The sequence below is a fragment of the Novosphingobium sp. 1529 genome (assembly GCF_040544855.1).
Taxonomy (GTDB): Bacteria; Pseudomonadota; Alphaproteobacteria; order Sphingomonadales; family Sphingomonadaceae; genus Novosphingobium; species Novosphingobium capsulatum.
The window spans coordinates 229,961-251,455 of sequence record NZ_JBEPKW010000004.1 but is presented as its reverse complement, the minus strand read 5'-3'; the positions used below and the strand labels follow the sequence as shown (position 1 = coordinate 251,455).

Genomic DNA, 21,495 nt, shown 5'->3' with positions numbered 1-21,495 from the left:
ACGCGGCGCCTGTGGGGACCAGGGCGACGGGAAATCGGTGTTCGCATGGTCATCTCACATCCCCGACTGGTCACGAACCGCCTGGCGCAGGAAGCAGTAGTTGGCAACCTCGTCCTTGGCCGAGAACGACATGGTGACGGTCGCCGGGCAGGACGACGGCATCTTGAGCGGGAATTCCTCGATCGGGTCCTGCATCAAATTATAGAATTCGCAGGATTTCTTGCCCGACTTCTCGATGCACAACACCTTGAACGTGGCATTCTTGACTGCCACCTGCTGCTCCAGCACCGGCCCGGGCCGCCCTTCGGGCGTGATCGACGGGATGGCGGTTTCGGATACGACGTAGCCATAGACCGGGTCGCGCACGGCCTTACTGCGATCGAACAGGATCGGCGTCAGCGAGCGCGCGTCGACCTCGACCATTCCCGTCCCCTCGCGGTTCGACACGGTCTTGGGCACGGGCACGTGGGCGAGATCGAGGATGGTGGAGAACATGTCGGTGGTATGCACCACCGCGTCGCTCGTGCCGGGCTTGATGCCTGGCCCACGGACGAACACCGGCACGCGCGTCCCGCTCTCGTAGCCGGTTCCCTTTCCACGCCCCTCGCGCTTTATGTACATGTTGTCGATGAAGTTGATATTGGGCTTGCCGTACATCGGCGTGCCGTTGTCCCCCAGGATGATGACGTAAGTGTTGGGATCGATGGTATCCAGTGCGTCGAGCAGCTTGCCAACGGCGGTGTCCATCGAATTGATCATCGCCCGGTTGAGCGCCGGGGCCGAACAATGGCCCAGGTTGGTGGTGCCGAATTGCCCGCCGCAGGCTTTCATTTCGTCCTGGCTGGCCTTGTCCAGCATGTCGACATTGGGAACGAACGTCGGCGGATGACTTTGTCCGGCGGTGATGTGCGAGAGATTGAAGGCGAACCACGCAAACCAGGGTTTGCCGGCTCCCTGCTGCTGCTTCATCCAAGCGATGGCGTCGGTCACTTTGATGACGGGCGCATACGTCGTGGGCGCGACGCCGGACAGCGCGCGCACGGGCACCTTTTCGGTCCGCCATTGGTCTGGCGGTGTGGTCTCGTCCTGGACCTGGTAGTCATAGTCCCAGTAGTCGTTGATCGCGCCGTTCAGATTGCCGCGGAACAGATCGAACGAGGCCTCCTTGGGTTTGAGCCCGGGATAGAGATTGAGCCCCGCCATGTGCCATTTGCCGAAGATCGCCGTGCTGTACCCTGCGGCCTTCAGGTCCTGGGCAAGCGAATGGTGATGCTGCGTCAGATAGTTATTGTAATCGCGCACACCGGTCTTGTTGGCATTGAGGCCCGTCAGCATGGACGCCCGCGTGGGCGAGCAAAACGGGTGCGCCCAGGCCTCGCGAAATGCCAGTCCCTGGGCGGCAAATCGGTCGAGAACCGGGGTCGACGCAGGCTTGCCGTCGATCAGGCGATAATTCGGATCCTTGAGGCCCTGCGCGCCATACCGCTGCTTCAATTGCCTGATCAGGCCCGGATAGGCATCGCTGGCCGCATCGATGCCGACATCATCCAGCACGATCAGCAGGACATTGGGGTGGCCTGCTGGCTTTTTGGCAGCCATCGCGCTTTGCGGCACGAGACCAAAGCTGGCCATCGCAATAGAAGCTGCCGAGGCGAGCGCGAGACGAAGCTTTGACCGAACGCGCATGCGCAATCTCCCGTTCTACCGTTTTTGTCTTGCAATTTTCGATGAAAATTCAGGCGAGAAGTCAGGGAGGTCCGAATCAAAAGCAAGAGATCGTCTGGTTATTGAACTAATAACTCATAACTTATCACTGATACGGATAACTGAATTTTGCGAAGGTCGTTGAGGACATAGCGTTGGCATCCCTCTAAACAACGCCAAGGGAGAACAAATATAGAACTCGCCCTCCGGTTAGGGGCTCTTCGCAGAGGTTGAGGGTTTTCGGCCCGGTGTCTTCCGCAGCTCGGTCCCACAGAAAATCACCAGAGAAGGCGATGTGCTCCCAACTGACGGCGGAAGTGTGGACCAAAAGGTTGTGGGGCACAACCTCACCAGCGTTGCGCAGGTGGCGAGCCGCCGTGTCGAGATACAGGATATTCCCATAGACTATGGCGGCGATGACGAGGTTCCAGCCGGAGGCGCGGTACTGCTGGGCCTCGTAGGTTCGGTCGAGAACGCGACCCTGGTGGAAAGTATGGATTGCCAGCGATCACGAACCAATTCTGACCGTGGTGAACGAAGGTCGGTTAAGGCCAGTTGGCCATCCCAAGCCGACTTACCGGACCGTCTCCAATCCCGGACTTAATCAGACCCGCCCCTACTTTTGCGGCCCGCCCACCGAGATCGAGCAGCTCACGCCCTTGCCGACCTTCGCTGCACGCTGCTGGCAGGCCTCCAGCGCCTTAGCGTTGCTCGCCCAAACGCTGGCGGCTCCCCGCAACGCCTGCCACCTCTGCGGATCGGACACCTGCAGCATCCGCTCCCCCGCCGCCCAGCCATCGCGCTGGAGAAGGCCGGCCGCACGCTCCTCCGGCCAGTGCCAGACTTCTGGCACCGCCCGGTCAACGAAGTCCGGAACAGCCCAACCCAGCAGGAAGCCCGCCATCACGCCGATGGCCGCTGCGACACCCAGCCAACGCAGTTGCTGAAGCCCCCTCAGGATGGATTGCACGGTGTCGTTGATCGTGAGGACGGTGCGATCCAGGTCGATCCGCGCAGCGCCGAAGTGCTGTCGTTCAACCTCAGTTGCCCTGGCCGTGGCATGATAGATCTGGCCGGCAATGGTCTCGGGCGTCAGCTGCAGCGCGGGGCTGCTGGCCAGCGTCTCGAGCGCGGCGGCTGCGTCGTCCTGGCAGGCATGGATGCGGGCTAGGTCCTGGGTGTAATCGCGGCTGTGCAGTTCCTGCTGCCTGGCGGCAAAGCCTTCGACAGCGGCAATGAGGACCGCAAGCTTGTGGGTCATCGCCTCGAACGCCACTTCCGGACGATCGAGGTCGGCCTGGGCGTTTGCGCGGTTAGCGGATTTGTTGGTCATAGCCCCATCCCCCGATCGCGCCCACGATCGAGCGAGTGGGTCAGCTGCTGGGCGATGGACCTGGTCCTGGCCGCTTCGCTGATGTCATGGCCACTGACGCCCGGCGACCATTCCCGCGACCATTGCTTGCCGATCAGCTGGTTGCCACGCTTGCTGAGGGCGCTGCCAAGCGCCGGGTCCTTCTCCAGCCCCTTGGCCATGGCGCGCATCTGGCCTTCGACCTGCTGCTGCGCTTCGCGGTTGCTGCTGCCGGTGAGACGGCCGCGCTGAGCCTGCAACTGCTGCCAGGACTCGACGAAACGATCGGCGCGCAATTCGGGATTGGCGCGGATCTTGGCTTCGAGCTTCATGGCGCCGATGGAATTGGCGGTGCGGCCGATGGAGGCCTCGACCATGAGGCTCGGATTACGCTGGAAGGCGGTGTAGAGATCGCGCGCGCTGCCGCCAGGCAGCGCGTCGAGCGCCTGGGCGGCGCGGGCCTGCGCGGTCTTCTGGTATTCGAGCGCGGGGAGCTGCTGTCTGGTCATGCGGTCGATCTCCGCAGTGGCGCGGGCATAGCGCTCGACCGCCTGGTCGAGGCTCGGCCTTGCTTCGATGTGCTGCGTCGCTGCCAAGGCTGGCTTGGTGTGGTCGCGCTGTGCCTGCTGGTCCTGGGTCGGCGGCCTGGCAAAGCTGGGCACGCTGAGCCGCAGCCCGGCAAAGCGACCCTGCTTGCGCTCGGGTTCTGCTTTGGCTGGTGGCTGCAGGGCCGGCTCCGCTTTGCGTTCGTGTGCTTGACCGGCATAATCCCGCACCATGTCCTTGGACCGGTCGCGCGATAGCCGCGCGGCCAACCGCTCGCGATAAGCAAAGTCGGTCCTGGCATAATGCAGCTCGACATGATCGCGATGCCGCGAGAGCGCGACATAGGCGCCATGGCGATCAAGCCCTGGCGTGGCCAGGACATGGACCCGGTCGAGCGTCGCCCCTTGCGCCTTGTGCACCGTGGCGGCGTAGCCGTGGGTGAGGTCGGCATAGTCCTTGTGGTCGAACGCCACGGCGCGGCCATCGTCGAGCCGCACCGCCATGCCGGTGCGATCAACCCGCTCGATGGTGCCCAGCATGCCATTCTTCACACCCAGTTCGCGTTCGTTGCGCAGGAACATGATGCGGTCCTGCTCGGCAAACAAGCGCATGCCACGGGTGGTCTCGACCGCGACATCGGTGCCCAGCGTGCCATGATCGCGCAGGCGATCCCGGGCCTGCGCATTCAGTTCATCGCATTCTGCATTGGTGTGGGTGAGAATAAGCCGGCTGGCCTCGGGATGGGCCTGCCGATCGGCATCCCAGCGCTCGATCAGCGCATCGCGCGCCGATTCGCGGGTGCGTGATTCGACCACCAGACCGGCGGCGTGATAGGCTTCGATGGCTTCGCCCGTCCGGCCGGTGGCTAGCTGCCGCGTGGCATCGCGCTGCCATTCCTCGGCCTGCCGCCGCACTTCGGTGATCTCGACGGCGCCATGCCGCTCGGCCAAGCTACGGAAGGCCGCGCCGGCTTCGATCGCCTGGAGCTGCTGCGGATCGCCAACCAGCACGACCTTGGCGCCCTGTTGCTGGGCCGTGCTGATCACCCTTTCCATCTGGCGCGTGCCGATCATCCCGGCTTCATCGATCACCAGGATGGAATTGGGTTCAAGGGTCTCGCGTCCCTGCGCCCACTGGTGCTCGAGACTGGCAATGGTGCGCGAGGCAATGCCCGAGCCGTTCTCCAGGTTCTCGGCAGCAATACCGGACAGGGCAATGCCGCGCACATCGTAGCCGGCTTTCTGCCAGGCTTCGCGCGCCACACCGAGCATCGCGCTCTTGCCGGTGCCGGCATAGCCGATCACGCTGGCAATACCGCTACCGCCGGCGACATGCGCGAGCGCATGGCGCTGCTCGACCGACAGCATCAGGCCACGCGCTTCAGCGCGATCCAGCGCCGCCGCCAGATGACGCGCTGGCACGCCATGATGGCGCTCCGCGTCGAGCCTGGCCGTGGCCTTCTCGAGCCGCTGTTCGGTCTCGAGCATGGCGCGCGAAGTGAAGCGCTCTTCGCCGCGTCCATCTGGCCCCAAGCGCACCAGATCGGGCGAACCGCGCACCGCCGCCTGCACGGCGTCGAACTGGTCCTTTCCCTCGCTGTGCCGGTGCACGAAAGTGGCAAGATCGCGGGACGTGAAGGTCGCTTGTTGATGGGTGATGGCATCGAGCGCGATGCCGGGGTTTTCGAGGATCTTCTCGCCATTGCTCCTGGCGATGGCAAAATGCTCTTCCAGCCGCTCGCGGACCAAGCCTTCCTGCGCCATGCGCGCAGCGGCCGGGCCGATCTTGTTCTGCGGCTCGAGAGCGATGCCCTGGGCCTCCAGGCTGCGGTGATCGATCCGCGCGTCGATATCGAGCTGGGCGAGCCGGCCATTGACATGCTCGGCCCAGGCTTCGCGCCAGTGGTTCAAGAGCTCGGTCTTGTTCCACTCGCGCACCTTGGCGCCGAACCCATCCGCACCAACTTCGCGCATGCCCAGCATCACATGGGCATGCGGCTTGGCCAGGCCGTCTGCCCCCACATCCCAATGCACATTGAGATCGGCAACCATGCCCCGGTCGACAAACTCCTTCTGCACAAAGTCCCGCGCCAGTTGGATGCCATCGGCCTGGCTCATCTCGCGCGGAATGGCGAACTCGATTTCGCGCGCCAGCTGCGCGTCCTTGCGCACCTCCACCGCTTCGACAGCGTTCCACAGCTTCGCCCGATTGCGCCACTCTTCTGGCGCGCCATCGGGCAGCATGACTTCGCTGTGCACGACGCCGGTCTTGTTGGAAAAATCGTGGTGCCGATCGAGCCGCTCGTCATAGAGCCGATCGGCCGAGCGATAGGCGGCGGCGGCCACGGCGCTCGAGCCGCCACCGCGCGAAACAACTTTGGCCGAGAAGTGGTAGATCGCCATGGCGATCGTCTAGTTACGCCTAAAAGCGCACGTCGGCACGACGTATAAGCGCGCCCTCAAAAGATTTCATCATTCTCGGGACGGCGGAATCCCATGAGGTTTCAGGGAATTGGCATTGATCGTCAAGGCCGATAACTGGAAGGCCTCGCAGCGCAACAGACTGCCGTCACAGGACACCAGACATGCGCAAGCCCCGCAACTATGACGAGGACCTCAAGGCGCTTACCGCCAAGGCCAGGCAACTCAAGGCACGCAAGCAGGGCCAGCTCGGCGAACTGGTCGAAGCGACCGGCGCCGACAACCTCACCATCGAGGAGCTGGCCGGCGCGCTGCTGTCGATTGCCGCCATCACCGATCCGCAACGACGGGAGGCATGGCGCAAACGCGGCGCCGCGTTCTTTTCTGGCGAGCGGGCCGAGCAGGCGTCTGGCCCACACGCTGGCGACAACGCGCGATCAGCAACGCCGCACGACCAGCGCTTGCCATCGCCTGGCTCTGCGACAGGCGCGGCATGACACACGAGCCTGGCAGGTGAAGCGGAAAGAGCGGACAAGGCAGTTGATTGAGCTGGGTGGGCTCATTGCCAAGGCCGGCCTGATAGAACTGACCGATGATGATCGCGCCGTGATCCTCGGGCTGCTGGTCGAGGCGGCGGCGAAGCTGCGCACCGACGAGACCGGCAATCAACTCACGCTGTGGCGGCGACGGGGACAGCGGGCGTTTGCCGATACCGACGACAAAGACTGAGCAGCGGGCAACGCGCGTTCAACCATCCATCGCCAGCAAGTTGCCCCACGCCGGCCGCGTCGCCATAGGGACATGCATGGACGACAAGACCAAGGCCCGCATTCTCGGCGTCATCGAACGCGCACCGCAATGGCTTCGCAACGATCTGGCTGCCAAGGATCCGGCGGCCCGCGCGCGTGCGGAAGAGGCGCTGGCGGCGATGCTTGTCGATGCGATTGGGGTAAGTCAGGCGGCGGACGACTGAATAGCAGCGCCAAGCAAGTAGCCACGGCGCATCGGCACATCCTACAACGCAGCGGCACGTTGGCGGCAGATAGCAGTGCTGACGACCGCGCGGCTTGCTGAATGTCAGCCTGACATCAGGCAGGACGTCACCCGCTCAAATCACCATCCCGTACCGTAACTCTTCGCCGACTTATAAAGCGGCGTCGAACCAATTCTGATCAACGGACAAGACGGGCATATGGAGACGTCGTCATTCGATTGGGCGTTAAACGGATTGCTGTCATAGACAGCTCGGCAAGCCTCTTCCCGGTATCGCCATTTCGGAGGAAACCAATTCGCAGATGCGCGCGATCTGCTATAGATTTTGCTGTACCGGCAGTCACAGGTTACGCGACACGTCTTGTGACTGCCGGTGCAACTGCGGACGGCAGGCCTCACGCAGAAAGCGCAGCGAGACGAGCTGCCCGTGCGAGGTCCTTGGGGCGGCCGAACGACTGCAAGATATTCCCCAGCTCGGCGCGATTGGGTACGAACAAGGTCTTGCCGTCCAACGCGATCCGCTGGCGCGTTGTCGGAACGATGGCGCGCCAGCGACCACCCTGGCAGTGATGGAAGCCGGCCATGAATTCGACCGGCAGTGGCGGCTCGCCCCAGGTTGCAAAAATGGTCGAGCGGAATTCGGCATGATGAGAGCCGCTTTGAAGGGCAAGGCCCAACGTGGGGATTATGCGCCGTGCATCGCGAAGACTGAGAAGGACATCGACGTCCCCAACAGGCCCGGGATCGGCGCCATGCAACGCGACCGCCGCACTCGCGATAATCCACCAGGGATCCTGGGCGTTCTCCATGACATCCGCCACCGCTTCGAGTGACGCGACAAGGGCCTGCTCCATCGTTCACCCCGCTTGTTTAGATGCGCCCGCAACAAGACCGCCGATTTCAAATGCCGGCCGCTAGCCCGCCTGCCGCGCCGTCGCCTCCAACTGGGCGATGCGTTCCGAACAGATGGCGTGAACCACGCGGCCGAGTTCCTCGACCTGCTCGCCCAGCCACGCCAGTTCCTCTTCGGTGATCCGGTAGTGCTTGGAATAGCGCGCCTTGACGTAGGCTTCCTTCAACTTCTCGAACATAGCCCGCTGCCTGCGGTTGTCGCTGGGCCAAACGTGTACAAGGCGAACGTCCAGCCGCTCGGCCTGGGTGCGCAGGAACGCCAGATTGTGGACGTGCGGGGTGTAGAAGGTCACCACGAGCAAAGAACAGTGGTAGAGAAACTCAGTGCTCTGATGCAAATCGAACGCTGCTGGCTTGAGAAACGATTTCTCACGGGCCATCTTCGACAGCTCAAATCGCTGCATCGCCAGAGGAAACCACTCCTCAAAATACTCCTTCGCCATGGCCAGCGCCGCATGCGGCGTCTTGGGCTTGGGCTGGTGCAATTCGGTGTCGTCGCTCTGGTAAAGCGCGATGCCATCACGGGCCACGTCCATGAAGAAGTAGCGACCATGGGCCAGCCCATCGTTCACCTCCTGCAGGGTGTGAACGATGAAATTGACCGGCGTCTTGATCGTGCTGGCAATGCCGTACTCGCGCATCAGCCGGTCATCGACCTTGGCCCAGTACTTGACCCGGTCGGTCAGGCGCTTGTCGTTGACGATGATCAGCAGATCATAGTCCGACTGGTAGCCCTTGGCGGTGTGGGGCTCGTCGACCCAGCCGCCGCGCGCATAGCTGCCGTAGAGGATGACCTTGAGAATGCGGCCCTTCTTCTTCCACTCGTGCGAAGCCAGGGCCAGCGCGTCCTCGAATTCCTCGAAGACGATCTGCACCACGCGCTCCAGCTCACGCTGCTTGTTGGCGGGAAGATGGTCGAGATCGCTGCGCATGACATCGCTACCCTGTCGCGGTGGCCGCCCGATGGCAAGTCATCGGGCGGCCTGAATTTTTCACCACGGCCACCAGCGCTGCCACCAGTGCCCATAGACCGCACGGGCCAGCGTGGAGAGGGCCTTGGCCAGCTCGGCCTGCACTACCTCGACGCTGATGCCATAGCGCTGGGCCAGCTCGGCATAGCTGGCGCCCTCGAAGCGCACCGCCCGGAAGATCGCCCGCTGCCGCTTGGTCATCCGACGCAGGCCACGCTGGCCCCGGCGCCAGAACGCGCGCGGCGAGATCGGCGGCAAGACGGGCGTGCCCCATTCGGGTGGGAGAGGCCGGTTCATGACCGGTCCTCCCCACAGGCCAGCAGGAAGTCGGCGGCCTTGCTCGCCGCACTGGCAGCCCGGAAGATCGCCTTCTCGTCGGCGCATAGCACCTCGAGCCAGGCCCCGATGTAATCGGCATGCCGCACGGTCGGAACAATGCCCAGCGCGGCACAGGCAAAGGCACTGGCCATTTCCGCGACAAGTTCCTCTTTTGCATAGGAAGCAGAACCGAACTTGCCGGTGTGGTCCCGGTCCAGCCGGCTCTTGTGGCCGGTGGCATGACCCAGTTCGTGAAGTGCTGTCCGGAACCAGTTGATGGGCTCGAGGAAGGCAGCCTGGGGCGGCACCTGCACCACGTCATGGGTGGGGGAATAGAACGCTTCCCCGCCACCGATGCGAAAGGTTACCCCGCTGTTCTGGATCACGCGATCCGCGCCGGCAATCGCCAGCTCGGGCGCAATCGGCACCACCGGGGCAACCATGTCTTCGGGCAAGTCCTCGCACTGGTCGAGGTTGAACACGGTAAAGCGCTTGAGAAAGGCCACGGTGCGCGCTTCGCGGTCTTCGTCCCTGGCCTTGGCGGCTTCCTCGCGTGGGGTGAAGCGATCGGCATAGCAGACCACCGTACCCTTCTCACCGCGCCGGACATGGCCCCCGGCGGCCTCGGCCTGGCGATAGGTCAGCCAGCGCTGCGAGGAAAAGCCCTGCTCGATGGCAGAGGTCCAGAGAATGAGAACGTTTATTCCGGAATAGGTCCGGCCGGAACCGGCATTGTGGGGCAGCGTGCAGGGACAGCGGCTGGCGTCCCAGGGCTGCACCCAGGGCAGGCGCCCGGCTTCGAGTTCGGCAATGATGCGGGAGGTCACCTCGACATAAAGGGACTGGCGTTCGCTCGTGTTCACGGTGCTCATGGTCTTCAAGCTCCTTAAACCGCCATGGCCCGGCGCCGGGGTGGCGGGGGGCGGCAGGAGCGGACCAACAGCCCCGCCAGCAGCGGCGGGGTGCACCGAAGGGCGCAACAACGTGGAGCACCCGGAGCCGCGCAGCGGGCCGGGTTGCACCCCGTCGCGGCGGGGCTACAGGGCCGTGACGCCCCCCGTCACCCTGGAGCCGAGGCAAACGCCGCCGCGCACAAGGAGCGCGGCGACAACCGAAGGGCAGCTACAGGCGGACCGACAGGACCGGCCAGCAGGGCCGGGCCATGCGTCAGCGATCGCACCGGCACTACCGACGAGACGGCAGCGCCGGCTCGGCTGAAGCGCAGCGGAAGGAGAGCGTGGCCAGGCCGAGACGGCCTGGGACACAATCTGCACGAGCCTCAAAATTTCTTTTTCGCAGCCTGGAGTAAGATCGGACACCATGGGGTCAACTGGCGTAAATTCGGCGCATTGGCACCGTTTTCGGCACTCTTGACGCGGACCGCAGACCAGCAAATCTCACGAGGAAGGAGCAAGAGAACCAACCACAGCACAGAAAGACCAAGCCATGACCGAACAGCCCCCGGACCGTATTCTGCGTCTCAATGCCGTGCTCGATCGCACCGGCCTGACCCGCGCGACTCTCTACCGCAAGATTCAGGCCGGCACATTTCCCAAGCAGGTGCGCATCGCCACGCGCTGCACTGGCTGGCGGGAATCTGCTATCCGTGAATGGATGCGCAACCCGATGTTCTACGAGGTCGACGAAGCGCGATAGGAGCGCGCCCTGTTGCAGACTTCGCTAGCGAGACACGCGCAGGTATTCTGTCTGAGCGCGGCCTCACCGAGTGCCGCGCGATGTCAGACCAGTGTGGATGCGACAAGTCTGCCGATGCCGGCAAAGGCCTTGTCGAACTGCGCCTCGGTGGGTCTTCCTCCACGGGTATAGACCGCGATGACGATCGGCATTTCAGGATGGGGCCAAGCGACGGCAATGTCGCCAGCCATATCCCGCCCGCTGTGCCCGGTCTTGTTGCCGATCCGCCAGTTCCGGGGCAGGCCGCCGCGCAATCGGGGGTTGGTCTGATTGCCGATCAGCCAGCGCGTGAGCAACCCCTTCGATCGGGCGGCCAGCACATCGCCCAAGACCATCTTCTGGAGCGTGCTGGCCATCGCCGCCGGCGTTGTCGAATCATCAGGGCCACCTGACGGCACACGGTCGAGCGCTGGCTCGAAATGGTCGACCCGCGTCGTCGTGTCGCCAATAGCGCGCAGGAATGCGGTCAGTGCAGCGGGGCCACCTGACCGCGCCATCAGCATGTTGGCACACACCCCATCACTGATTTCCACAGCGGCCTTGCACATCGCCGCGACTGTCATCGCGCCCTTGGCGAGGTTTTCCTTTGCGATGGGCCCCCACAACCCGAGCGTATCCTTCGCGGTGTAGGGCACGAGCGCGTCCAGCTTCTCTTGGCCGCGGTCGACCCGAGCCAGCACGAACGCAACAAGCGACGCTTTGTAGGAACTGCACATGATAAAGCGCTCGTTCGCACGCCATGTAAATGTCTGGCCGGTCATGACGTTCAAGGCATAGACGCCGATCCGCCCTCCGGTCGTGCGTTCATACTCGGCGATTGGATCGGCACTGGCGCGCCGGGCGAGAGCGGGCCAGCACAGCAGCGCCGGCATGCCCAAGGCTATGGATCGTCTTGTAAAGTTCATGGTCGAAAGCCTTTGTCCATGGCGAGGCGGGCAGGGTGCCAGCGCCGTGCCGCGAAGGCGCTGGTCGTGGAGCCGGAGCTAAAGCATGTTGATTTGCCTGAGCCACAGCTCGACCAGTTCCGGCCACTTGCCGACGGGGTCATTCGGATGGCGGAGAGCAAAAGCATGTCCCCCACGCGCGAACAGATGCAATTCGGTGGGGACACCGGCCTTGTTGAGTGCGGACGCATACATCAGGCTGTTGCAGACGGGATCGATCTCGTCGTCCCAGGTCTGGACGATGAATTGCGGGGGCGCGGCTTTGGACACGGGCAGCTTTGGATCAAACGCTCCGTGATCTCTGCAAATATGCCCTGGATAGAGCGCGATAGCGAAGTCCGGTCGGCTGCTGATCCCGTCGATGGCATCGACCGGGCGGTAGGTCGGAGCAAGGATATTGCTGGTTTGCGCGACCAGATAGCCGCCCGCAGACATGCCCAGAACACCGATGCGGTGGGGATCGATACCCAGTTCCGCGGCTTTTGAGCGCACCAGGCGGATAGTGCGCTGGGCGTCCTGCAAGGCGCGGGGAATTTTCGGCGTGATCTGGCGGTCTTTCTCCGCATCGTAGAAGTCGTTTCCACCGGGCGCGCGGTATTTGGAGACGATGCAGGTAACGCCCTTGGCCGTCAGCCAATCGCATAGTTCCGTGCCTTCCATGCCGACGAAGACTTTCTGGAAGCCACCACCCGGAAAGACAATGACCGCCGTCTTGGTCCTCGGCTCCTTGGGCGAGATGATGGTCATCGTCGGAACTGCGATGTTCATTACGACCTGTGACTTACCACCAGTTGCCGCAACGTCGTGGTACGTCCTGACGGTTTCGGCGGGCTGGGGCCGGAAAGTTCCGTCAGGAACGGCGCCCGGCCAGATGTTTATTTGCTGCGATCCTGTCGGAGCCTGCCAGATTTCGACCTTGTCGATGGCGCCATCGGGGGGCGAAGTCTGCTTGCCTTGCTGCGCGGTAGCCGAACTTGCGCAAATGCAGACTGCACCTGCCAGCGCCAAAAGCCGTACGATGTTCAATCGGCTCATGCCCGTCTCCCTCAACACCCTGAACGACAGCGGCTCGGCAGGCGCGCCACGGCGCATAAAATCTCATGGCGAAACGCTGCCGGTCCGCGATAAAGGAAACGATATTGGCAGGATGCTTGACTGGCAAAGGATCATAAATCGTGTCGGACAAGAGAATTTCTCATGGCGGCGCCTGGCCGGTGTCCCTCAACGGCCTGCGCGCGTTCGAAAGCGCTGCGCGGCATTTGTCGTTCACCAGCGCGGCCAACGAGCTCGGCGTGACGCAAAGTGCAGTCAGCCATCAGGTGAAGGCCTTGGAGGACCGGTTGGGCGCCAAGCTGTTTCGCCGCACGTCGCGCGGGCTTGCCGTCACGGATGAGGGTTTGGCGCTTTTCCCAACGCTGAATGCGGCTTTCGAGCAAGTGACAGGTTTGATCGATCGCTTCGATCGCGGGGTGCGCCAGGAGGTGTTGACCGTCAGTGTCGTCGGCACCTTCGCGCTTGGCTGGCTGCTGCCGCGCATGGAGCGCTTCAGGCAACTGCATCCGTTTGTCGACTTGCGCCTGCTGACCAATAACAATCGGGTCGATGTTGCAGGAGAAAGCCTCGACTGCGCGATCTGCTTTGGTGACGGTGCGTGGCGAGGCCTGGAAGCGACGCATCTGATGCAGGCGTCCCTGTCACCGCTATGTTCGCCTGCGGTTGCCAAGCATCTTCACGCGCCGGCCGATCTCAGGGATACGACGCTCCTGCGCTCCTATCGCGGTCAGGACTGGCTGACCTGGCTTGCCGCCGCAGGTCTGCCTGACCAGCGCCTGTCCGGCCCGATGTTCGACTCGTCGGCCCTCATGGCACAGGCCGCGATGCGCGGGTTTGGGGTCGCCATTTTACCGCTGGAAATGTTCGAGGCCGAACTGCAGGGTGGATGGCTAATCCAGCCGTTTACGCTGGCCGTTTCGACCGGCTCTTACTGGATAGCACGACTACGTAGTCGGGAACCGACAGCAGCGTTTATATCCTTCCGCGATTGGCTGGTGGGGGAGATGGCCGAGCATTGCGATCCATCAAGATAAATCAAGCAGGATGGTTTCTTCCACACCGCCCGAATCAGGCGTGGCGTGCTGAACTGCCACGCGACTGCGGATGCGACCAAGATGGAAAAAATTCAATAGGTTGCGCGGGAACCTTTTTGCCTTCACCATCGACAGATAGCTCAGGCCGCATCCTTCCACATTCAAAAGCCAAGGCGGAGTTTTGGGACAAAACCGCCGATCGCCCCTGTCGCTGAGAACGACCTGTAACGGCGAAACCGGCCATTCTTGGTGTAGCGAAGAGCCTGCGCGTCTGCCCGGTTCGGCCTGAACGCCGGAAGAAGCCTAGCGGCTTGGGTCTCAACCCAGAGTACATTCCGAGTGGATGTCGGCCCCAACCACAGATCGCGCGATCGACGCTAGATGGGGATGGTGGGTGAAGAATAGGACCTGCGTCGACCTAGCGAGCTCCGCCAGCACTCGAAAACCCGCTTCGGACCGGTCGTCGTCGAAGTTGACGAAGAGATCGTCAGCTAGGAACGGCAGCCGCACGCCCGCTGCGACAGACTGCTCGACGGCGGCTAGGCGCAAGGCGAGGAATAGCTGGTCGGTGGTTCCCTCGCTCATAGCGCCGACCTCGACGACGGTCCTGCCGTCGTTACGGACTCCGAGGAGTCGCGGCGAGGCGGCGTCGCTGTCGATCCGCAGCGCCGCGTAACGTCCGATCGTCAGGATCGAGAAGAGCTCCGAGGCGCGGAGCAGCATCGGATCCTGGTGTTGCTCGCGATATCGCTCGATCGCCCAACGCAGCGTCACCGCCTGGGACCGCTTCAGGATGTATTGCTCGGAAAGGACCGCCAGCTCCGCCCGAGCCTGACCTGCGTCCGTGGCAGCGTCAATGGCGCTCTCTCCCGCCTGCTCGAGATTGGCGAACGCCCTCCGTGCATCGCCGAGCCGGCCCGCCGCGGCATCCACCTCGGCGTTTAGGTCTGCCAGTTGGGATGCGAGCGTCTGCGTCCTGGCCGCCAAGCCGTCTGGATCGACGCCGTCCAGGGATCCGAGGAGCTCCGCAAGACCCTTGCCGTCGCCGGCCGATGTGATTGCCGTATCGGCATCCGCGATCGCCTCCCGGAGCGCTCTGACCGCGCGAGATCGCGCGATGGCGGCCGCGAGTTCGTCGACGCCTTCCGAACCCGTCTCCTCCATCAGGCTCCTGACGGAACCTATGGCCGCCGTTAACCTTGCCTCCTCGGCCGCCACCTCTTCATCGCGGGCCTTCATCGTGGCCTTCAGGGCGTCCATGACCTTGGCCGTGGCGCGCGCGGAGGTCAGGCGGCTCCGCAGCGCGGTCAGCCGCTCCTCCGGATTTTCGGACGCGGGAATGCCGAGGGCGTCGGCGGCCGCGTGGACTTTGGCGCCGTGGTGGGCCGCGTCCCTTTCCATCCCGTCGAGCCGTCCCTGCAGGTCCGATAGCGCCTCGATCTCGACGCGCAGCTCCTCGAGTATGTCGAGCGCAGCGGTCGCGTTCCCGAGATCAAGGTCGAGGCCGGTCTGTTCGAGCTGCTGGCGCCACTGGGCTTCACGGTCGGCCGCCGCGTCCTCGAGACGCTTCCTGCGTCGTCCGAGCGTATCGGCGTCCTGCTCGATACGCGCTGCGGCGGCTTCGTCGAGCCGTCTCTGCTGCTCGGCCGCCTCAAGGTCGGCCCGCAGTCGCTCGGCGATCGCCAGGATGGGCGCGATCTCGGCGGCATACGGCGGCGCGGCGCCTTGGGGAAGACATGTGGCGAGTGCCTGTCGCACCTTGGCCCGGCGGACATCGGCAGCCCCGGCTTCCGCCATCGCCGCGATAGACGCGGCGTACGCCGCCTCGGCGACATCCCTCGCGGCGTTCCAGGCGACAAGGCGCGTCGGCTCCATATCGACATGGCCCGCCGCCTCCAGCCTCTCCCGCCAGGCGCTTCGCTTGGTGTCGACGCGCTCCTCCGCGCCCTTCGCACGGAGTTCAGCCTGCTGCGCATCGAGCATGAGCTTCGCGATCCGGTTCTGCATGTCGGCGAGACGGCTCGACTCGTCGGCCGCCGCGAACCGCATGTCACTGAGTTGGTCCGCCTCTGCCAGGGTGGCTTCGAAGACGGTGACAGCTTCGCCCGGCGCGGCGACTGGCGCCGCAGTCAGGATGTGATCACGGAGCGGGCGCCAGTGTTCGTTGCGGGCTGTCCGCACGCTCTGAATCTCCTCCGCGGATACCGCGTTCCCGGAAGCGAGTTGCTCCATTTGGAGGGAAAGGTCTGCGGCCTCCTCCCGGGCGCGGCCGGCGGCGGCGGCCTCCCGCTCGGCTTCGGCCGCGAGGTTCGCCATCGCCGTCCGCGCTTCATCGACCTCCGCCTGTCCGATCCGGGGGAGCTCCAGTAGCGTCGCGGCGTCGCCGCTCCACGGCGCCAGCCGAGAAAGCGACTGAGCCAGGGTCGTCGAGGCTGTGTCGGCCGTCCTCCGCAGGGACTGGCAGCGGGCGTCGATGTCGGCACCGAGAGCGCGCGCGGCGTCGACGGCGGCGATGACCGACCCCAGGTCGCTATTCGGATCATTGTCAATCTTGCGCGGCAGACTCGAGGCCGCCCTCCGCCGATCGTCGAGCTCCTCCTCGCTCTGCGCGATCTGAGCGATCGCCGACCTGTCCTCAAGGTGCGAGAGCGCGAGTTCGCGCAGCCTCGCGCTGGCGATTCGTGACGGTGGAGCGGGAGCCAGCGCGCCAGCCTCCTCCCGCAGGCGTTCGATCCGGCCGGTCCGCGTGGCGTGCTCCGTCCTGAGCCTGACCATGTCGCTGCTTGCCTTCGCGACCGCCCCTGAGGCGCTCACGAGCGCGTCGACGAGATCCGCCTGAGCCAGTATCGCCTCGTCGGCCACTAGCGCGTCCACACGCTCGGCCGCTTCTTCAGCCAGCTTCGCAGCGGCGGCCTTCGCGCGGCCCGCGGACGCGGCCTCGGCCATCGCGGTTTCCGCCGCCTCCTCGCGCTGCGCTGCCAGTTCGAGGGTCGCACCGTGTGCCTCAAGGGCGGCCAGGTGTTCCGCCCGTAGGCGCGCTGACGGCGCAATCCGGCGGATCCGTTCCGCGCGGCTCATCTCGGCAAGCAGTTCGTCGCGCCGGTATTGGGCTTCGTCCAAGGCGGCCTGCGCGGTCGCCACCGCCGCCCTCGCGTCGGTCCAGATCCTCGGTCGGAGCGACCTGTCCCGGATCGAGCGTAGGCCCGCCTCAAGTTCGCGCTGGGCAACGGTGAAGGAGCGTCTGTTGGACGCGCGTGGACCCCATATGGCATCCGCCTCCTCCTCCAGCCGCGCCAGCTCGTCCGAGACTCCGGTTAGGCCGGAGCCAGCCGCGAACAGCGCGCGGCCGAGGTCGTTGCGGGCCTCGACCATGGCCTTGCCGCCGGCCCGCAGGCCTTCCTGATCCAAGCTGAACGAGAGGCCGAAGGTCTCCCTTGTCTGTCCCCTGAGCATCGCGAGGAGCGGGCCCTCGTCGATCGGCCGGTCGTCAGAACCCAGCAACGAGGCGTTTGTGGCCTTCTTGCGGCGGCAGGTGAGCGTGGCTCCCTCGTCCTCAAGCACGGCGCCGACCCGCAGGAGCGAGTAGTCGTACATGAAGTTGTATGGCGATCGGACTGGGAAGCCGAATAAGAGATCCGACACCGCGGCGAGCGACGTGGTCTTGCCGGCCTCGTTCGCGCCGTAGATGACGTGCAGGTCCGGTTGGCCGTTGCGGAACGAGAGCGTGCAGTCCTCGAAGTGACCGTAGCGCTCGAGCGACAGGTTTACAAAGCGCACCTACGCCTCCCCAGTCAGGCGCGACCGCAGCGCGAGTGTCGCCGTCTGGAGCACCGCCGTCCAGTCCCCGTCGCCCGCGGATCGCCGCAGGCCCTCGTCGTCGGCGTCGTCCGGTGACTGGCCGATCGCGGTCTGCGTGGCGAGCATAAACGGCGCGAGGTCCTCGGCGAGGAGGGCGGCGAGCTCCGGGTCGGTAGCCGCTTGTCCAATGAGGGACGACAGGTCGTCCCCAATCCGGATCTGCTGCGGTTGCGCGGGCGGCACAACCAGCACCTTCACCCTTTCGATGAAAAGGTCCGGCGATATCGACGCGGCGACCGCGCGCGCGTCGTCGCGGATCGATGACATGCCGTCGTGTAGTGCGCCGGCGTCCGCCGTCTCGCCGGTGAGCGACACCCGTGCGACGAGAGGCAGGCCTGCCGCATCGGCCTGCCAAGTGGAGAGGAGCGATGCGCGCATGAGCGAGGCTACCGCGTCCGCCGCCGCCCCGGTGCAGTCGACCTCGACGTGCGCCCAGCGCAGTACGTCCAGCTCGACATGCTCGATGGTGACGATCTGGGCGTCCTCCACCGTCACTATTACCGCGCCCTTAGGCCCGGTCTCGCGGATCGTGCGTCCCTGCGTGTTGCCCGGGAAGACGACGTATGGGTCTTCTGAGACGACCTCGTGCTCGTGGACGTGGCCAAGCGCCCAGTAGTCGTAGTGCTTGGACCTGAGTTCTTCCAGGCTGCACGGGGCGTACGCGGCATGGCCCTGACGGCCGGCTAGCGCGGTGTGGAGCACGCCGATGTTGAAGTAGTGCTCGACCGCGTCGGGATAGGCGAGGACGAGGTTGTCGGTAACGGCCGGCGTTGCGAAGCTTTGGCCATGCACGGCGACGGCGAACTCCGGCAGGACATGAGTCTCCGGGCGCCTCGTCCCGAACAGCTTGACGTTGTCGGGCCAAGTAATGCTTCGCGTTAGCACCGACTCCGCGTCGTGGTTGCCGGCCAATAGGAAGACCGGGACGTGGGCTTGGGCGAGCCGACCCATCGCCCGCGCGAAATAGAGGCCGGTTCCCATGTCCTTCCAGTCGCCGTCGAACAGGTCGCCGGCGATCACCACGAAGTCGACCTCCTCGTCGAGGGCCCGCTGGACGAGGTTGTTGAATGCCGCCCGGGTCGCACCTCGGATGTCTTCCTCCGGAAGCCCCTCGTATCTCGACAGGCCGCGCAGCGGGCTATCGAGGTGAATGTCGGCGGCATGCAGGAAACGAAAGTCTGTAATGGCTTACCCCCATGTGTCGGCCGCGTATTCTTCATCATCATACCGCACGCGCCAACATGCGGCAAAGTTTTGATGCAGACAACTCGGCGTCATTGCACGCGCTCCTATGAGCCAACGTTATCAATAGCTCTCAGATCTTCGGTCTGTGTTGCCATCATTCCTCGGTGCCTCCGGCGGAATCCCCCAAGGCTTTCGACGGCCGGAAGGTATCATGTGCAGAGGCCCTTCAGCCGTTGTAGGTGCTTCCCATCGACGTGTTCCATCATGGCGAAGAGCGCAGCGGCCGCTCCGCGCGTCTCCTCAAGGGTCATCGTCGAGAAGGACAGCAGGTCATCGAGGTTGTCGGAGTGGGACTCGACCTGGGTAAGCCGTTCCAGCGCCGCCAGCCTCTCCCTATCGAGATCCGGATAGTCGGCGCACAATTTGTCGAGTTGGCCGGGCAGTCCTCCACCACCCGGACTCTTGAAGGCGAGGAACACGTCGAGCACCCGGCGGATCACGTTGGGCATCATGTAGCCGTGGTCGTCGTAAGCGTCGGGCTGCTCGACGAAGCGCAGCACGTGGCTGAACAGGAAGTGGTACTCTGAATCGTACTCGCGGAGCAGCTTCGACATCTCGATGATCCTGGAGGAGCGGCGGTGTTCTCCCTCGGGGATCGTGACGTCGATGTAGAGGAAAGTGGCGGTCGGATCCTTGCCGGCCGGAGGCCGTGCCTTGCCCTTCCAGGCTTTTCTAAACTCGTTCATGCACTGGAGATTGTGCGTGAGGACGAAGACCTGCGCGGCCTTCTCGAGCCTCGTCCTCACGAGGGAACAGGCGAAGTTCAGCGCCTTGGTGTCGAGGCTCGAGACTGGGTCATCCACCACCACGATGACGTCCTTCAACTTCCGGTTGTCCGCCTCAATGGAGGAGAGGAAGTAGGCGATCGCGATGGCTGTTTTCTCGCCCTCGCTCGGTACGCCGGTGATCGGCGCGCTATGGCGGTGCAGTTCATAACCTTCGTCTACGGGGTTGATGGTCAGCTCGCCGTGGCCGAGGTAGGCCGCGATGAGCTTGTTGATGACGGCGGCCGCGGGGCCGTGCGTCCGGATGCGCTGGCGCAGCTCGCATGCCTTCTCCCGCAGGGCGGCCAGCGCGTCGGTCTCGACCTTCAGCCTGGCGGTGGCGTCGCCGACGTCCTTCGCCGTCTTGGCATATTCCTCGCGGCAGTCGACGATGAAGTGGCGGCGGATGGACGTCTCCGCATCGTCCTTCCGCTTCGCGAAGTCGACGACGCCCTGGTTGTGGGCCGCGATCGTCTCGTTGACGCTTGCGACGCTGACTGCCAAGCGCTCGGCGGTGGCGCGCACATCCGCCTCGGCGGCGATGTCCTTCATGTCCGCAGGAGATGCGGGCCGCTCCAGCTTTGCGGACAGGACGCCTTGCAGCGTGCGCAACTGCTCCGCGAGCTGGCGCGCGTTCTGCGACGCGTCCTGCCTCAGGTCCCTGAAGCCTGGCCGCAGCTCGCTGGCCAGGTCGTCCGCCGCAGGCAGCTGGGCGGCCAGTTGGCCGATAGACCCTAGGAGATCGTCGAGACGTTCGGCAGTTCTCTTGAGGCGGGCGACGAACTGGTCGACCCTGTCGTCGAGCGCCGCCGCCAGCAAGGCGCGCCGTTCCGCCTGGATCTCGTTCCCGCACAGAAGGCAGTCGGCCAGGCCATGGGCGTCGTGGTATTCGTGGCCGCGTTTCAGCCAGAGGAGCATGTCCGGGTGCCGCTGCACCTCCTCGAGCGCGACGGTCGCTAGCGACTGGCCGCAGACCTCGGCGATGAAGCGGTAGGCAGTCTCAATCGTGGCCAGGTCGAACGAAAGCGGGTCGAGGCGGGGCATCGGCTCGTCGAGCCTGCGCGTGTCCTCCGCGGCCTTGAGCTCGCCATCTGTCAGCCTGGGTCCGTCAAAGTCCTTCCACGTGTCGAAGTCCCTGGCGAGCGCTGGCGCCTCGTACTTGCGGCCGCCCAGATGGAGGCGCGACGCGACGGACTTGGCGCGTTCGCGCTTGTAGCTGGCGAAGGTCTTGTCCGCCGCCGTTTCGGTTACGGCCGCCGCCTCGCTATTCGCCTCCGCCTTAAGGATGTCGCCCTCAATCCTCGTCAGCTCGGCGGCGGCTTCCGCCTGGTCCGCGCCGATGTAGAACACAGGCCTCGCACGCCCGGCGGCCCATTGGAGGTTCTGCTCGATGTAGTCCGAGTTGAACACGAGCATTCGCTGCTCGAGCCCTTTGGGATTGGTCGGGCACCCGAACGCTGCCCCGTCGTCTAACGTCACCTCGAACGTGCCGCCCTGCGGGAGCTTCGGGTGCGGTTCGCCCGACTCAAGGCTCGCGAACAGCCGCGATAGCGTGCTCTTTCCCGAACCGTTGAACCCGTAGATCAGGTTGTAACGCCGGAAGTGCAGAGATGGTGATCGCGCGCCGCGAGCAGCGTATATCCCCATTCCCTGCAGCGACTTGATGTTAGTAAGGATCCCCATTGCA

At 64.4% G+C, this 21,495-nt stretch carries 17 protein-coding genes and 1 pseudogene; 5 read left to right on the top strand and 13 right to left on the bottom strand.

What is annotated here, in order from left to right:
• Positions 1-54: 54 nt before the first annotated feature.
• From ABIC78_RS11455 to traA, 4 genes and pseudogenes are all read right to left on the bottom strand, one after another.
• On the bottom strand, positions 55-1,632 hold the full coding sequence (locus ABIC78_RS11455; protein ID WP_354489747.1) for a sulfatase-like hydrolase/transferase: 1,578 nt from the start codon (positions 1,630-1,632) through the stop codon (positions 55-57).
• A gap of 238 nt (positions 1,633-1,870) precedes the next feature.
• A pseudogene (locus ABIC78_RS11450) lies at positions 1,871-2,206 on the bottom strand (Tn3 family transposase); the annotation flags it as partial.
• Positions 2,207-2,320: 114 nt separating this feature from the next.
• Positions 2,321-3,037, bottom strand: coding sequence for a DUF6118 family protein (locus ABIC78_RS11445; RefSeq protein WP_354489745.1), 717 nt, complete (start codon positions 3,035-3,037; stop codon positions 2,321-2,323).
• Positions 3,034-6,003: a Ti-type conjugative transfer relaxase TraA gene (gene traA / locus ABIC78_RS11440; RefSeq protein WP_354489744.1), complete on the bottom strand. Its 2,970-nt coding sequence runs from the start codon at positions 6,001-6,003 to the stop codon at positions 3,034-3,036. The genes ABIC78_RS11445 and traA overlap by 4 nt, the downstream gene beginning before the upstream one ends.
• Before the next feature lie 182 nt (positions 6,004-6,185).
• Here traA and ABIC78_RS11435 point away from each other — a divergent pair, with 182 nt between their 5' ends.
• The 3 genes from ABIC78_RS11435 to ABIC78_RS11425 all read left to right on the top strand — a co-directional run bounded on the left by ABIC78_RS11435 (position 6,186) and on the right by ABIC78_RS11425 (position 6,994).
• Positions 6,186-6,518 carry a conjugal transfer protein TraD gene (locus ABIC78_RS11435; RefSeq protein ID WP_354489741.1) on the top strand — a complete coding sequence of 111 codons (333 nt, stop codon included), beginning with the start codon at positions 6,186-6,188 and terminating at the stop codon, positions 6,516-6,518.
• 16 nt (positions 6,519-6,534) lie between these two features.
• Entirely contained in the window at positions 6,535-6,750 is a 216-nt protein-coding gene (locus ABIC78_RS11430) for a conjugal transfer protein TraD (protein WP_354489739.1), read from the top strand.
• A 76-nt stretch (positions 6,751-6,826) separates the two neighbouring features.
• Positions 6,827-6,994 (top strand): DUF6771 family protein, encoded by a 168-nt coding sequence (locus ABIC78_RS11425; RefSeq protein WP_354489737.1) that lies wholly within the window; start codon positions 6,827-6,829, stop codon positions 6,992-6,994.
• Between the two features lie 415 nt (positions 6,995-7,409).
• On the opposite strand, the gene ABIC78_RS11420 is transcribed toward ABIC78_RS11425, so the two are convergent.
• From ABIC78_RS11420 to ABIC78_RS11405, 4 genes are read right to left on the bottom strand one after another with little or no spacing between them, the layout of a single operon-like run.
• On the bottom strand, positions 7,410-7,868 hold the full coding sequence (locus ABIC78_RS11420) for a hypothetical protein (RefSeq protein WP_171792658.1): 459 nt from the start codon (positions 7,866-7,868) through the stop codon (positions 7,410-7,412).
• Positions 7,869-7,928: 60 nt separating this feature from the next.
• Entirely contained in the window at positions 7,929-8,858 is a 930-nt protein-coding gene (locus ABIC78_RS11415) for a HEPN domain-containing protein (RefSeq protein WP_171792657.1), read from the bottom strand.
• A gap of 60 nt (positions 8,859-8,918) precedes the next feature.
• Entirely contained in the window at positions 8,919-9,194 is a 276-nt protein-coding gene (locus ABIC78_RS11410; protein ID WP_171792656.1) for a sigma factor-like helix-turn-helix DNA-binding protein, read from the bottom strand.
• A complete protein-coding gene (locus tag ABIC78_RS11405) occupies positions 9,191-10,087 on the bottom strand; it encodes an ArdC family protein (protein WP_354489734.1) in 897 nt (298 codons plus the stop codon). Before ABIC78_RS11405 ends, ABIC78_RS11410 begins: the two co-directional genes overlap by 4 nt.
• 574 nt (positions 10,088-10,661) lie before the next feature.
• Between ABIC78_RS11405 and ABIC78_RS11400 the strand changes: the two genes are divergently transcribed.
• The gene (locus ABIC78_RS11400) at positions 10,662-10,871 is read left to right on the top strand and encodes a helix-turn-helix transcriptional regulator (RefSeq protein WP_171792654.1); all 210 of its coding nucleotides are present in this window, start codon (positions 10,662-10,664) and stop codon (positions 10,869-10,871) included.
• Positions 10,872-10,954: 83 nt separating this feature from the next.
• Here ABIC78_RS11400 and bla read toward each other — a convergent pair whose 3' ends face one another.
• Both bla and ABIC78_RS11390 read right to left on the bottom strand, forming a co-directional pair.
• Positions 10,955-11,782, bottom strand: a complete 828-nt coding sequence (bla, locus tag ABIC78_RS11395) for a class A beta-lactamase (protein WP_216655949.1) — start codon at positions 11,780-11,782, stop codon at positions 10,955-10,957.
• A gap of 111 nt (positions 11,783-11,893) precedes the next feature.
• The gene (locus tag ABIC78_RS11390; protein WP_216655948.1) at positions 11,894-12,889 is read right to left on the bottom strand and encodes an alpha/beta hydrolase; all 996 of its coding nucleotides are present in this window, start codon (positions 12,887-12,889) and stop codon (positions 11,894-11,896) included.
• Positions 12,890-13,029: 140 nt separating this feature from the next.
• On the opposite strand from ABIC78_RS11390, the gene ABIC78_RS11385 reads away from it, so the two are divergent.
• Positions 13,030-13,941 carry a LysR family transcriptional regulator gene (locus ABIC78_RS11385; RefSeq protein ID WP_354489731.1) on the top strand — a complete coding sequence of 304 codons (912 nt, stop codon included), beginning with the start codon at positions 13,030-13,032 and terminating at the stop codon, positions 13,939-13,941.
• A gap of 318 nt (positions 13,942-14,259) precedes the next feature.
• On the opposite strand, the gene ABIC78_RS11380 is transcribed toward ABIC78_RS11385, so the two are convergent.
• The 3 genes from ABIC78_RS11380 to ABIC78_RS11370 form a co-directional block, all read right to left on the bottom strand.
• Positions 14,260-17,718, bottom strand: coding sequence for an ATP-binding protein (locus ABIC78_RS11380; RefSeq protein WP_354489729.1), 3,459 nt, complete (start codon positions 17,716-17,718; stop codon positions 14,260-14,262).
• Positions 17,719-18,966 carry a metallophosphoesterase family protein gene (locus ABIC78_RS11375; RefSeq protein WP_171792742.1) on the bottom strand — a complete coding sequence of 416 codons (1,248 nt, stop codon included), beginning with the start codon at positions 18,964-18,966 and terminating at the stop codon, positions 17,719-17,721.
• A gap of 227 nt (positions 18,967-19,193) precedes the next feature.
• The gene (locus tag ABIC78_RS11370; RefSeq protein WP_171792651.1) at positions 19,194-21,491 is read right to left on the bottom strand and encodes an ATP-binding protein; all 2,298 of its coding nucleotides are present in this window, start codon (positions 21,489-21,491) and stop codon (positions 19,194-19,196) included.
• Between the last annotated feature and the right edge of the window lie 4 nt (positions 21,492-21,495).

What these genes read in the sequence shown, in the direction of transcription:
- ABIC78_RS11455 (WP_354489747.1), bottom strand. Translation starts at nt 1,632, where the DNA reads ATGGCCAGCTTTGGTCTCGTGCCGCAAAGCGCGATGGCTGCCAAAAAG.
- ABIC78_RS11445 (WP_354489745.1), bottom strand. Translation starts at nt 3,037, where the DNA reads ATGACCAACAAATCCGCTAACCGCGCAAACGCCCAGGCCGACCTCGAT.
- traA (WP_354489744.1), bottom strand. Translation starts at nt 6,003, where the DNA reads ATGGCGATCTACCACTTCTCGGCCAAAGTTGTTTCGCGCGGTGGCGGC.
- ABIC78_RS11435 (WP_354489741.1), top strand. Translation starts at nt 6,186, where the DNA reads ATGCGCAAGCCCCGCAACTATGACGAGGACCTCAAGGCGCTTACCGCC.
- ABIC78_RS11425 (WP_354489737.1), top strand. Translation starts at nt 6,827, where the DNA reads ATGGACGACAAGACCAAGGCCCGCATTCTCGGCGTCATCGAACGCGCA.
- ABIC78_RS11420 (WP_171792658.1), bottom strand. Translation starts at nt 7,868, where the DNA reads ATGGAGCAGGCCCTTGTCGCGTCACTCGAAGCGGTGGCGGATGTCATG.
- ABIC78_RS11415 (WP_171792657.1), bottom strand. Translation starts at nt 8,858, where the DNA reads ATGCGCAGCGATCTCGACCATCTTCCCGCCAACAAGCAGCGTGAGCTG.
- ABIC78_RS11410 (WP_171792656.1), bottom strand. Translation starts at nt 9,194, where the DNA reads ATGAACCGGCCTCTCCCACCCGAATGGGGCACGCCCGTCTTGCCGCCG.
- ABIC78_RS11405 (WP_354489734.1), bottom strand. Translation starts at nt 10,087, where the DNA reads ATGAGCACCGTGAACACGAGCGAACGCCAGTCCCTTTATGTCGAGGTG.
- ABIC78_RS11400 (WP_171792654.1), top strand. Translation starts at nt 10,662, where the DNA reads ATGACCGAACAGCCCCCGGACCGTATTCTGCGTCTCAATGCCGTGCTC.
- bla (WP_216655949.1), bottom strand. Translation starts at nt 11,782, where the DNA reads ATGCCGGCGCTGCTGTGCTGGCCCGCTCTCGCCCGGCGCGCCAGTGCC.
- ABIC78_RS11390 (WP_216655948.1), bottom strand. Translation starts at nt 12,889, where the DNA reads ATGAGCCGATTGAACATCGTACGGCTTTTGGCGCTGGCAGGTGCAGTC.
- ABIC78_RS11370 (WP_171792651.1), bottom strand. Translation starts at nt 21,491, where the DNA reads ATGGGGATCCTTACTAACATCAAGTCGCTGCAGGGAATGGGGATATAC.